Source organism: Embleya sp. NPDC050493 (assembly GCF_044458105.1).
In the GTDB taxonomy this organism is placed as follows: Bacteria; Actinomycetota; Actinomycetes; order Streptomycetales; family Streptomycetaceae; genus Embleya.
In genome coordinates this window covers 1-12747 of record NZ_JBITHP010000050.1, presented here as the reverse complement: position 1 = coordinate 12747, position 12747 = coordinate 1, and the positions used below count along the sequence as shown (strand labels likewise).

9 protein-coding genes are annotated in these 12747 nt (G+C 67.2%); 6 read left to right on the top strand and 3 right to left on the bottom strand.

Annotated elements, in window-relative coordinates; all coding sequences use genetic code 11:
• The first annotated feature begins 401 nt into the window (after positions 1-401).
• Positions 402-1100: a MarR family transcriptional regulator gene (locus ACIBM5_RS45435; RefSeq protein WP_396012576.1), complete on the top strand. Its 699-nt coding sequence runs from the start codon at positions 402-404 to the stop codon at positions 1098-1100.
• Entirely contained in the window at positions 1100-1516 is a 417-nt protein-coding gene (locus ACIBM5_RS45430) for a hypothetical protein (RefSeq protein WP_396012575.1), read from the top strand. Before ACIBM5_RS45435 ends, ACIBM5_RS45430 begins: the two co-directional genes overlap by 1 nt.
• 541 nt (positions 1517-2057) lie before the next feature.
• Here the strand turns inward: ACIBM5_RS45430 and ACIBM5_RS45425 are convergent.
• On the bottom strand, positions 2058-2663 hold the full coding sequence (locus tag ACIBM5_RS45425; RefSeq protein ID WP_396012574.1) for a hypothetical protein: 606 nt from the start codon (positions 2661-2663) through the stop codon (positions 2058-2060).
• An 868-nt stretch (positions 2664-3531) separates the two neighbouring features.
• Here ACIBM5_RS45425 and ACIBM5_RS45420 point away from each other — a divergent pair.
• Complete coding sequence (locus ACIBM5_RS45420; protein WP_396012573.1) at positions 3532-4173, top strand: hypothetical protein; 642 nt, start codon at positions 3532-3534, stop codon at positions 4171-4173.
• A gap of 417 nt (positions 4174-4590) precedes the next feature.
• On the opposite strand, the gene ACIBM5_RS45415 is transcribed toward ACIBM5_RS45420, so the two are convergent.
• Complete coding sequence (locus ACIBM5_RS45415; protein ID WP_396012572.1) at positions 4591-5226, bottom strand: hypothetical protein; 636 nt, start codon at positions 5224-5226, stop codon at positions 4591-4593.
• Positions 5227-5571: 345 nt separating this feature from the next.
• Positions 5572-6486 (bottom strand): helix-turn-helix domain-containing protein, encoded by a 915-nt coding sequence (locus ACIBM5_RS45410; protein ID WP_396012571.1) that lies wholly within the window; start codon positions 6484-6486, stop codon positions 5572-5574.
• 1398 nt (positions 6487-7884) lie between these two features.
• Here ACIBM5_RS45410 and ACIBM5_RS45405 point away from each other — a divergent pair.
• The 3 genes from ACIBM5_RS45405 to ACIBM5_RS45395 all read left to right on the top strand — a co-directional run bounded on the left by ACIBM5_RS45405 (position 7885) and on the right by ACIBM5_RS45395 (position 12575).
• Positions 7885-10248: a cutinase family protein gene (locus ACIBM5_RS45405; RefSeq protein WP_396012570.1), complete on the top strand. Its 2364-nt coding sequence runs from the start codon at positions 7885-7887 to the stop codon at positions 10246-10248.
• A 394-nt stretch (positions 10249-10642) separates the two neighbouring features.
• Positions 10643-10939: a hypothetical protein gene (locus ACIBM5_RS45400; RefSeq protein WP_396012569.1), complete on the top strand. Its 297-nt coding sequence runs from the start codon at positions 10643-10645 to the stop codon at positions 10937-10939.
• Between the two features lie 52 nt (positions 10940-10991).
• Positions 10992-12575 carry an IS1182 family transposase gene (locus ACIBM5_RS45395; RefSeq protein ID WP_396012568.1) on the top strand — a complete coding sequence of 528 codons (1584 nt, stop codon included), beginning with the start codon at positions 10992-10994 and terminating at the stop codon, positions 12573-12575.
• Positions 12576-12747: the final 172 nt, after the last annotated feature.

The window sequence follows — 12747 nt, the reverse complement described above, 5'->3', positions numbered from 1 at the left end:
GTGGTCCCTCCCCGGCCGGGGAGGTTTCCACGTAGCAAGGGCCACCCGGACCGGAGCGGGCCGGCCACGGCCCGCGAGGACCGGAAGGGCCCGCGGTAGGGGCGGTCCAGCGCGCCCTTGGCGCTGGTCGCGTCCGGGGCGATCCCCGGCGGGTACGGGCCGGCCCGTACGCGGCCGAAGGTCGCGTGTCGCCCCTGGACCCGTCGCATCCCTCGGGATCGGTCCACCCACCGGGTTCCGGGCCCGGCACCCGACCGCACGGGGGAAGAGGCCCGGGCACGGAAATGTCGAGTCTGGGGTCGACATTCCGCGACACGAACTTGCGGCTACCCGCAAGGTGCTTCTAGGTATCCGCAAGTTTCGCTAGCGTCTGGGGCGCTAGAGAAAGGGCGGCCGAACTGGTGGCAGAGCACGCGCACGAAGCGGAACCGGCGAGGCCACCCGCGTCTCGTCGACGTCCGGGCAGGACAGGCCCCGGGCAGGCGTCACCGCGCAGGGACCTGCTGGCCGAGCTCGCGCAGGGGATCGCGGATCAGGCGGAGCGTGAGCGGGGCAATCGGCGGCCGATCGCGCGGGTTTCCGTCCAGCTCACCCGGCAGTCCCCGTACCGCATGTACGGCGACAGCGGGTTCTCGCTGATCAGCAACGACTTCCTCGCCTCGATCGTGGCTCCCCTGCTGCTGGGACACAATCTCGTGTTCGAGGGCGAGCATCCCGAGCTGGGGACGGTCGTGTTGACGCGGCAGCAGATGGGGGTGCTCGTCTGGCTGATGGGTCGCCAGGACCAGGCCGTGATCAAGCGGACCCAGCAGGCGATCGCCGACACGGTCGGCATCCCTCGATCCAGTGTGAGTACGGCGATCAAGTTGCTGTCCGAGCTGAACTACGTGCACAAGACGAGGAACGGGGAGTATCTGGTCAATCCGCGGCTTGCGTTCAAGGGCAACGGGGAGAGTCAAGGCGCGCTCATCGAATCGCTGGTCGCGGAGAGTTTCCCCGGAGGTTTCCCCTACCAGATCGGCCCGGCACACTTGAGCGGGGGAGATCGGCGGGTAGAAGCGGATACTGAAGGCACCAAGCGCCGTCGAGGAGGCAGCTGATGGTCGGGCACACCGATGACGAAGAGACGAACCTCATCATGAACACCCACGTCATCGGGCAGCTGCCGTTCTTCGAGTTGACGCCGACGGCCGCGAAGGTCCTGTCGACGATGATCCGGTTGCAGCAGCCCGGTGGTTTCGTCGAACACTCGCAGCGCGCGATGGGGATCATGTTGGGGATCCCGGAATCCGCCGTGAGCCGTGGGATCCGCGAGTTGTGCGACAAGGGCCTGGTGCTGCGGCCGAACCGCCGCAACTGGCTGCACCCCGCGATCGCCGGATACACGTCGATCGAGGAGATGAACGAGGAAATACAGCGCGCGGCCCAATCGCCCCTGGTACCGCCGCTGCTGATCCCCAACTATCAGGTCATGCCCCCACGGGAGGGCAAGGCCAAGTTGTCCGCCGTCAGCTGACCGGGAACCCATCGGTGGCAGCGCCGGAGACCCCACGACGATTCGTCGTGGGGTCTCCGCGTGTACCGGGAGGTACCGTACGGGACCCCGAACCCGACCTTGCCTGTCGCCGACGATCCTGTGGCGTGCGCCCGTCTCGCCCGATGGCGCAGGGCGTCGTCCTCCGGCAGGCGCCTACTGCTTCAAGAATGCGATCGACCGCCTCGTGAACGCCTTCAAAGCCTTGTTCTAGGCGCGTGGCGCGCCGCCTGCGCCTCGTGCCGATCGCCACTCCCGCTCCCTGCACGGCTGCATGCAGATCGAGGACGGCTGGGGCGACGACAGCTCCGCCGACCTCGTCTGAACCAGCTCCTGCAGACTGACCTTTCGGCCCTCCTGTCAACGGAGGAAGCACGAAGCCGGCTGCACCCCTCCCGGGCCACGGATCCCGTATCGGGGCAAGCCCCGGACGCCGTGGCCCCACGCTCGTCGGCCGGGCAGCGAGGATCCGGATCGACGACCTTCGGGAGGTCGTCGATCCGGATCACTCCATCACACGGGCCTAGTGGCAGGGGATCACGTAGCGGACGGGATTCCAGTCGCCGTGGGGATCACTGCTGTACGCCACCGGCGTCGTGTAGATCAGGGTGCCGCTCGGGTTGTACATGCGGGCCCGGCGGCTCTCCTGGTTGCGGGTCTGGTCGTTGATCCAGGAACCGCCGCTGCCCCAGGTGGACACGTAGTACCTCGTGTCGCACTGCCACATGTCGATCCTGGTTCCCTGGTAGCTGTCGCGCTGGTAGGCACAGAAGTTCCCGGACGCTCCGGTACCCGTCGTGCACGGGTCGGCCGCGACGCGGTTCCCGTCGCCCGAGGCGAAGTCGTGCGGGTGGGCCTCGCCGGGCAGGGCGACGAGGACCTCGCCCTTGCCGTCCAGGTCGATCTTGTTGAGCGCGACCTGGGTGCCGCCCATCGTCTTCAGATAGCCGTCCACCTCCGTCTGTAACGCGGAGGTCTGCGCGGCGGTCAGGTGCGCGGACGCGGCCTGCGGAGCGAAGCGCGAGGCCGCCGACGCCGCCGGTGCGGCCTCGGCCCCACCCATGCTCGTGAGGACCATGAGCAACCCGCCCGCTGCCGCGACGACCGCGCGGCCCTTGGTGACTGTCATGTCTTTTCCCTGTCTCTCTGCGGTTCTCCGACCGGGCGCCCCTGTTTCGCGACGCCCTCGGAAGAAGGCTTCCAACGGGGAAAGATCACTTCCTCCACCCTGGAGACGACGGCGGTTCCGGCCAGGAACGCCGCCGGGCGACCGCCGTGCCCACGTGCGGGATTCGTTCGCGAAGTGTGGGTTCGAGGGGTGCGCCAGGCGGCGGGATACGACGCGTACGCTCTCGCGGTGGCCGCTTGTGCCCGCACGGGGCTGCGGAGCGTCGCGGACGATCGAACGATTCCCAGCCAGGTTGCGGCCGCGCGTGGCGATCATTCCCCGATCGTCTCGAAAGCGCGGGTGAATCGTGGCCGAGGCATGGGCCCGACACAGGCGCCGGCGGGCCGCCGAGATGCGTGGCCCGGGCCTGCTGGCCGCGGAGCCGGGTGCGTCGACGACGTCGGCGTGGTCGGTGTCGCGCGGCGCGAGCCCGTGGTCCATCGATTCCCCTGTTCGGCGGGCCGCTCGGCCCGGCTCCTTGGACCTGATGATTCCCCACCGATGCCTGCCGACCTGGGCACTCGAGGTCTGGCCCGGGTAACCGCGTCGACGACGCGAATCGAACACGTCGGGCCGGCGACTCCCCATCGCTGCGGCGGTCGACGTCCGTAAGCGGCGCGGCCGGCCTCGCGAAGGAGGCGCGTGCGGTGTGTGCGGCGAACTCGGTCAGGGCCGTGCACCGGGCGGTGCCGTCCCGTCGGCCGCCGAAAAGGCGCGTCCTCGGCGTCAATCACAGCGAACGACCCTCGACACGGGCGCCTGTGAGGCAGGCTCGGGAACACGACCGGCCGTGGAAGGCGCGGGCGGCCGTGACAGAGCGGAGGTGCGTGTGAGGGAGCAGGGTTGGCAGGCACCGGAGTTCGGGGCCGCGCACGAGGGCCGGGTCGGTGTGGTGCTCGCCGACGGCACGACGCCGCGTCGGGTGCTCTTCGACGTCGGCAGCGGCACCAACTTCCAAGAGAGCACCGACTGGCGGTATTACGACGGGTCTTGGGAGAGCCTGGTCAGGGCGCCCAGGGCGCACGCACTGCGCGCGGTGTGCTCCTGCGGTTGGCAGGGCGACGTCCACCCGGTGGCCGACATGCCGGAGCTGGCGGCCGCGCCCGACGGTGCCGAGGTCGACCCCGAAGCTGACGAGGTCCGGCATCCGTGGAGGGCGCTGGAGGATCCGAGGATCTGCGAGCGGGACTGGGCCGCGCACGTCGACCGGGTCGAGCACGCGGCCGTCCCCCTGCCCGAGGACGTCACCGACCTGCTCCGGCAACTCGGCCACCGACTGGAGGCCCTGGCCGACGACACCCCGCTGGTCGCCCTGCGCGCCTTGCGGCTGCTGCACACCGCCACCGAGGACGCCGGCGCCAACGCGGCCACCTACGCACGCCACGAACACGACCTCGCCACGATCGGCCGCGCCCTGGGCCTGTCGGAGAAGGAGACCACCGCGTGCCTGTACCGGTACGCGCACCGGTGACCGTCCCACGGACACCCCGGCCTTCCGCGCCCGTCCGCCCCGCTCGACGTCCCTGTCGATTCTCCGGGAATAGAGGCCGACAATTCGGGTCTCCGAACTCCGATGTCCGTGTTTCACCGGGCGAACCTTGCTCGTCGCCTGCAAGGACTCGCGACCGGCCGACGCAGCCGAGTTGACGCGGGCCGTGCGATGCGTGGACTAGGCGTTCGCCCGGACCCACCGCTGACCGCGGTGCGGGATCGCGATTCCGACAGCAATATCCGGTACGGGCCTCCGAGGGTGCGCACAGGGCCCGTGACCTGCGGTGACGCGCCGGCGAGGGTTTTCGATCCCCGGGCGGGTGGTTCGAAGGCGGGCCCGGCCTCCTGGCCGGGCCCGCCTGGTGTCGGTGACGTTCACCGGCGGTGTGAGTCGTGGTCAGTCGTCCTCGGCCGGGGAAGTAGTGGGGTGCGGCAGCGCGCCTTGGAGGTGGGCGCGGGAACCGCCGGGTGCGGACATGGGTCGGGGTTCGGGTCGGGGATCGCTTCGGGGTGGTCGCGGAGGGTCGGGGAGGGGGTCGTCCGCGTGCCGCCTCGCGGATTCGAGTTTGTGTCGTGAGTCCTCGCACAGGCGGACGAGTTTCTCCTCGGCCCAGGGGGCCGGCCAGAGCTGGAGGAGATAGGAGTCCCTGCTTCCGCGGCCGGCGCGTTCGTCGCCCCGGTTGTTCGCGTACACCCGCACCCGGTAGTCCCCGGGGCCGAACGTGGCAAGGTCGTCGAAGAGGAACGGATGCCGGGACTCGAGCACACGCAGTGCTCCCGAGGGCACCGCGACGGAGACCTCCGCGATGTCCTTCCAACCGGGCTCCAGGGGCGGTTCCCGGTCGTAAGTCTCCGTGGCCAGCGGCACTTCCCCCGTGCGAGTACCCGTTCTGATGCGCACCTCGTCCCCACGTGCCGAGACCAACCCCGTCGTCAACGACTTCGGCCAGTCCCCTTGGGGCAACTCAAAGCCGGGCACAAGGTAGAAGGTCCCGTATTCCGTGAAGACGGTACCCCGAGTTCTGTCGGTCATGCCGCCTCGCCTCCTCAAGGGCCCGCTCCGACGTTGAACTTATAGCGCGCTACTGAACACCACACACGGACGACGCGCGTCGGCGACGACAAAACCGGGCTTCCCCGAGTCAGGCTCCCGCATGGGCCCAGGGTGCGAGGTGATGAGCAGAGAGCCTGGTCGCTCGCGGCCGTCGCCAACAACACGGTGGCCCGGGTTGTCCATGGACAACTGCGGCTTGTGGCGGTACCCCCCGTGCCTCGTGCCGGCGTGTCGTCTTCGACACGTGGGCCGAGCCAACTCGCCGTTGCCGGTCATGCTTCTTGTCCTGAATAGCCCGAATTGATCCTGACTGCTTTCCTCTTGTTATCTCCTCGTGAGTTGGTGCGTGGAGCTGCCCAGCGGGAGTCGGGCGGGTGGGGGAATGTATATCCGCCCGAGGACCAAGTACCGGTCGAGGCGGTGGATTCCGTGCGTCCGGTGGCGATGCATCTCGCCCGCCAGGTCGGCCCCAAGTCCTGGCGCTTCAGCCCTGCTGGTTCTCGATTTGGACACCGTGCGCGGCCTGTGGTCGCGTGCCCAACTCCTGGCGTGGGCGGAGGTGTTCGTCTCGGTCGCGCGGGCGGAGGGCATCGCCGCCGCGGCGGCGCATTCGGGTCCAGGTGGTGGTGTGCACGTGTGGATGGGATGCGCTGAGGGCGTGAAGCCGGCGGTGGCGGCCCGGATTGCGCAGGCTGCGCGTCGGCTCTCGGTGTGGGGTGGCCGAGTTCGGGCCAGCCGGCACCTCGGGGCCGGTCGGCCCGGCCGCAACTCGTCGGCCAGGCCATCCAGTCGGGACTCCACGAACCGTCGTCGCCATCGCGTCACCATCGACGCCGTGGTGCCCAGACGAACGGCCACTTCCTTGTTCGACGCCTCGTCCGCACAGGCCAGGACGATCCTGGCCCTGAGCGCCAACGCCTGCGAGGTCTTCGCCCGACGAGCCCACCGCGTCAACTGCGCACGCTCGACGTCCGTCAACACCAGGACGGCTTTCGGCCGACCGGATCGGTCCGCGTCCTCCAAACCCTCCAGCCGCGACTGCGCGAACCGCTTCCGGCACTTGCCGACCGTCATCTCCGACACGTCCAAGTCGGCGGCGACCCGCGGGTACACGACGTCGGGCTCGGCGCACCGCAACACGATCCGCGCACGCACCGCCAACCTCGACGAACCCCGCGACCAGCGCTCCAACTCACCACGCTCGTCCTCCGTCAACACGAACTCCACCGAACGCGACATGACAAAGACGCTAGCAAATCAAAGCCGGAAAATCCGGCGCATCATACTAGTGTGATGCGCCAGAAATTCTCACGATCTTCATCAGAGGCCGAGCTTGGCATACCACAACTCCCGAAGGTTGGGCAATCAAAGCAACATATGTCGTGCAAATAAGATGCATCAGGCCAATTGTGATATTCATGCTGCCAACAGATCAACGAGTGGACAGCATGAAGATCGTTTATCCGAGCAACCGTCAAGTCTTGTTTTGTTCCGGAGCTGCTTGTAGACATGGGTGGTCGCTGCACGGCACTATCCCACGCAATCGACGGCCCGGAGCGGAGCCCTCCGAATGGTTGATCGTTGGCACACGCTCAATCAAATAAACTCCCCCTGCGTACGATTAACTCCGTCGGATTCATGTCCCACGACGGGGTGTCCTGCTAGTCAAGGTCGTGATCAGCCCCATGAATTCAGGGGGAACCGTTGTACCATTCTGATCGATCTTGTCCCCCGGACCGTAGGTCGTCAGATTCACGGCGATTCGAGATATTCCGTTAGGTCGCCGGCTCCCACGATTGGACGGGGCGAGAACGCTCGACCGAGGACTCCCGCCCTGCACACGCTCTGTGATTGTGGCAGCCGTGTCCTGGCAGGTGCCCCGCCGAATGGCCAACACTCCAAGGGTGTACGGCCCCCCTGGGTCCCCACCCACGAACCACACCAGCGTGGGACGCCCACGATATGCGCCCAGGCGTCGGGCGGTCCAAGCCAACCGAATGTGCGTCAAGGTGCGATTCCACCACCACCACCAAAAACGCTGCCACCGTGGTGGAGGCAAGATGTCGATCCCGATCTCCTTCATATAGGAACGAGTTGCCGTACTCGGCACTTTTCCCGTCCGACCGTCCTGGGTCATGGTGAGGCCGAGTTCGAGGCTCACGAGGACGCCTGTCGATCCTGGGGGAACACGCACGTCCTCGAACGCCCCACCAGACGGAACGACCTTGACGAGGAGGTTCGGAAGCGTTCCGAGGACGTCATAGCGATCCCACGCATCGTCCTCGCCCGCCACCGACGCGATATGGGTGTGGAGGTCCCGCCGGTATCCGAGCCGGGCCGCGCAACTCCGGAGCCCGTGCACCACCTCGTCGGGGGGCCCTTCGCGGATGGTCGCGATCGTCACCATGAACGGTCCCGTGATACCGCCCCCGGTCAACCTGTCGGTGAGAACCGTCCCCTCACGGGCCCCGAGGGCATCGGCCACTGCGGACAACAATGCCTGGGCGGCCAAGAGTCGAGGGCCCGGGGGCCAAATCGCCCTCAGGGGCCGTCCCAGAACCACCGGCTGACGCCGACGACGTAATCGCGGAATTCGCTTGTCACCAACCATTGGTGCAACCTAACGCAGGGGGAAAGTTGACCACCAGAGCCGCACGCTCGGTACGCATCCTGCTCACCGGAGCCTTGATCCTGCTCCTATCGGGCCTGACGTCGTTACAGATGCCCATGGCCCGGGCGGCCACCACGGACTGCGCGCCGTTCGCCATCCTAGGCAGCCGCGGATCCGGGCAGCTCCTCACCGACCAGAACGGATTCGGTCAGCCCGTCTACTCGTTCATCCAATCCTTCAAGAGCAAACTGCCGGCCAGTGTGGCGAACGCCACGACTACATGGGCAAACCCGTACGACGCCGTGTCGGTGGACGGGGTGGGCAGCGCGGTCAACGCCGCCAGTGCAAGTCTTGGACGAGGACCCTACGTCGACTCAGTACAGCGTGGCGAGTCCTATCTGCGCAGCAAGATCAAGGCGATCCGCGATGAATGCGCTGGAGTCACCAAGATCATCCTGGCGGGCTTCAGCCAGGGCGGCCAGGCCTCCGGAAACGTCTACCAGAGCCTCGACGCCAGCCAGTTGAGCGACATCTTCGGCGTGGTCCTGTTCGGCGACCCCTTGTTCAATCCCCTGTCACAGCGCGCCGCCGGAGACTTCGACCCCGAACGCGTGGGCGTCCTCGCGCATCCCGCAAGCAGGATCCGAGCCGAGTTCCCCGACGCCGCCAACGGAAAAGTGCTCTCCTACTGCCACTTGAACGACGGGGTCTGCCAAGGCTTCGTCAGCTTCCGTCCGTTCAAGGTAAGCGGTGTCACCGCACACAGCACCTACCACACACAAGGTGACGCGGCGGATCCAACGCCATACGCCGCACGAGCTGCCCAGTACTTCGCGAATCGCGCCGGCAGTTCCGTCACGCCGGGATGGCCCACAGCAGCAATCACCCCGGTGCCGCCCGTCTACGCCGGACGACCCTTCCTACTGTCGGGGGCAGCGTCCTTCGACCCCACCGGCCTTGCTCTGGGCTACGCCTGGGACCTCGACAACTCGGGCATTTTTCCCGCACCGTCGGCCGCCCCTTCACGGTCCGCCGTCTTCGACACTCCCGGCACGTACACCGTCCAACTACGGGTGACGAACCAGGCGATCCTGTCCAACATCACCAGTACGGTCATCACCGTCGTCGCCGATCCCGGCCCCGGTGCACCCGAGGCCCCCGTATCACTGACGAAGACACCGTCGGCCGACGGCGAAAGCGTCACCCTCGCCTGGCAACCACCCACGTCCGGCCCACCCGTCAAGGGGTACGAGGTCTTCACCTCGGACGGCATCCCGCTCGCCGAGATTGCAGGCAGCTCCGGCTCGGTGAAACTCCTCACCGCAGTTCTCCCCGAGACGGTCTACATCCAATCGGTGGACGACGACAGCGAGGGGGGGAGCCTCACGAGCACCGGTTCTCCGATGCAAAGCACGAACGCAACAGTTGACGGTCCGGATGTCTCGGTCACCACCACTCAAGCGGGAATGGATGCGAACTTCTCCTTCAGAGCACAAGCCGGGCAAACGATCTATGTCAATGGCACCCTCATTCGCAATTCCAACTGGGGCACAAACCACATCTCGCTTCTGGATCCCTCCGGCGACGTGGTGTGGAAGGCTGGCTTCCTCAGCCTGGAAGGTCCGCAGCACCTGACCCCTCCAACCACCTTGTCGAAAAGCGGGACGTATACGCTCCACATCGCGACACCGGCCGCAGACTCCGGAAAGATCACCGTACGGGTCCTGGGAACGATCGCAAAGGGATCAACTATCCTCGACGGCCCGCCTGTGTCAGTGACCGCCCCGGCAGATCAACCCGGACAGCGGGCCACGGTCACGTTCCCCGGACAGGCCGGACAAACGGTCTACATAAACGGCAGCACCCCGAATAACCTCTACGGATGCGAATTCGAACTGTACGATCCGGCCGGGAATAGGGTCGCATCAGGCGAAGCGGCAACACTCAATTGGGGGCAGTTGCTGCTTCCCGTTAAATTGACGTCCACCGGAACCTACACGGTCATGATCACACCGTCGCCCACCCTGTCTGGGACAACCTCACTGCAGGTCCTCCAATCCATTCTGTCGACCTCGGCGATAGTCAACGGGCCACCCGTTTCGTTGACTGTCCCCCCGACCCTGCGCGGCGAATTGGCCTACATTACCTTCGTCGGACAGGCAGGACAAACAATCCGCGCATCCGGAAAATACATCGGCAGCGATCCAAAATGGCGCATTTCCACAACGCTCTACGACACTGCCGATGTATCGCTCGGATACTCCATATCCGGGGTCTTCCCGACCATGCGCACGATCGTCAATCCGATAATTCTACCCACGACCGGAATATATACGATCAAGATCGCACCTGATTCCTCCGGAACAATCACCGTCCAGATATACGGATAGGGATACCCAGGCAGACGCCTGATGGCCGTACGACCAGAGTCGAAACGGGATTCCGTCAACCTGCTTTGAAACCCTCGGAAACCGAAGCCTCCTTGGTGTTCAGGCTCAGCGGCCCCGACAATCCGTCGGGGCCGCTGCATCCGGAACGACGGACAGGCACGGGGCGTGGGGCGCCGGGCAGCAGCGAAGTCCGGGCGGTGATTTCTCCGTCTCGCGGCGGGCTGGCGCCAACCTCCCTCTGAACTCGGGAGGTGTCGGCCCACCGACCGGGAGAGTCGGCGGGCCTTCGCCAAGTGCGAGGCCGTTGTCGAGAACCTCAAGTAGGCGTTCTTGGCGGCAGGGAAGGCGCTGCAGATCATCCGCGACAGGCGCCTGTACCCGGACCACGCACGAGGTGTTCGAGGACTACGTGCTCACCCGCTGGAACATGCAGCGCAACTACGCGAACAAGCTCATCCGCACTTGGCGAATCTCCGAAGCGCTGTTCGAACAGGAGTCGAACGGTTGGTTCCCATGGAAACCACGGAGAACATCAACCAGCGCCAGACGTGGGAACTGGTGGCGGTCGCGGAGACGTGGCGATCGACCGAGCGCGGCCGAGTCGGCGATCCTCGACTACGTCGCGGGCCTTGACGCCGGCCGCCCCGAGCCGGATCCGACGCTGCGGGTACGGCGCCTAGAAGACTCATGAAGATGTTGCGTTCTGGTCCCGCCGCGTCAGTGGCGGGACCAGACTCGTTTTCATGGTGCAGGGGGAGTGGTCGGGTGCGTTGATCGGGCCGGACGTGTGGGCGACGTGTCGGGAGCTGATCCCGGCGGGGAGTGTGTTCGCGTTCCTGGCCGAGCATCGCGAGGCGTTGTTTCCGGCGGTGATGTTCGCGGACATGTATCCGTCGGCGAACGGGCGTCCGTCGATGCCGCCGCAGGTCCTGGCGGTGGCGATCACGTTGCAGGCCCTGAACGGGCTCTCGGACTTCGACACCGTGCAGGAACTGCGGTGCGACCTGCGGTGGAAGGCCGCCTGCGGGCTCGGCCTGCACGACATCGCGTTGGACCCGTCGCTGTTGGCGTACTTCCGTCGCCGTCTGGCCCGGTCGGCGCGTCCGGACCGGGTCTTCGACGCGGTTCGCGAGGTCGTGCGGGCCACCGGCGTGTTGAGGGGCAGGCAGCGTCGGGCGGTGGACTCCACCGTCCTGGACGACGCGGTCGCCACCCAGGACACCGTCACCCAACTCGTCGCCGGGGTGCGCGCGGTGATCCGCGAGGTCCCCGACGCCGCGGCCGTCGCGACCGAACACTGCCGCGCCCACGACTACACCGACCCGGGGAAACCCCGGATCGCCTGGAACGACCCGGCCGCCCGAGCCGATCTGGTGGACGCCCTGGTCCGCGATGCGTTCCTGCTGTTGGGGAACCTGCCCGACCGCGAGCACGGCGAACGCGCGGCGAACGCGATCGGCCTGCTCGCGCTCGTCGCGGGGCAGGACGTGGAGCCCGCCGACGGCTCCGACGGCCGCGACGGCAGGTGGCGGATCACCCGGGGCACCGCCCCCGACCGCGTCGTCTCGGTCGTCGACCCGCAGTCCCGGCACATCCACAAGACCCGCAGCCGCCACCAGGACGGTTACAAGGCCCACCTGGTCGTGGAACCCGAGACGCTCCTGTTCACCGCGGTGGCACTCACCCCGGGTTCGGGCGCCGAACACCACGAGGCGAACGTCGCCCTCGACCTTCTCGCCGACGAGCCGGACCCGGTCGACGTCCTGGGCGACAGCGCGTACTCCACCGGCGACGCCCGCGCGGTCCTGGAGGCCGCCGGGCACCGGTTGTTCATCGAACCCGCCCCGTTGCGCAGCGCGGTGCCCGGCGGGTTCACCCTCGACGACTTCGCCGTCGACATCACCGCCCACACCGCGACCTGCCCGGCCGGCCACACCGCAGCCCTGGCCGCCCCCGCCGGACGCCATCGTCAACGCAAGGCGTTCTTCGGCGACCACTGCACCGACTGCCCGCTCCGAGGCCGGTGCACCAAGGCCGAAGCCGGGCGGACCCTCACGATCCGCCCGCACCACGACCACCTCGCCGCCGCGCGCCGACAAGCCGGCACCGACCCGAACTGGCAGGTTGAGTACCGGCGTTGGCGCCCACCGGTGGAACGCGCGGTCGCCTGGATCGTCGCCCGCGGCAACCGCAGACTCCGCCACCGCGGCGCCCTCGCGAACGATCGTTGGCTCCACGTCCGCGCCGCCGCGATCAACCTGCGGACCCTCGTCGGCCTCGGCCTCACCCACGACGGCACCACCTGGTGCCTGCCCACCACCGCCTGAGCGGGGCACAGCACCCGAAACGCGACCGGTTCCGCCGCTGACGCGGCGGAACCGGTCCCAAGATTTTCATCGACCTTCTAGTAGGACTTCGTTAGGTCGGGATGGGTTCTGGGTGTCTTCGGGTGTTGGTTGGAAGTGGCCTGTGGCAGGTGGTGCAGGTTCCGGTCCAGCA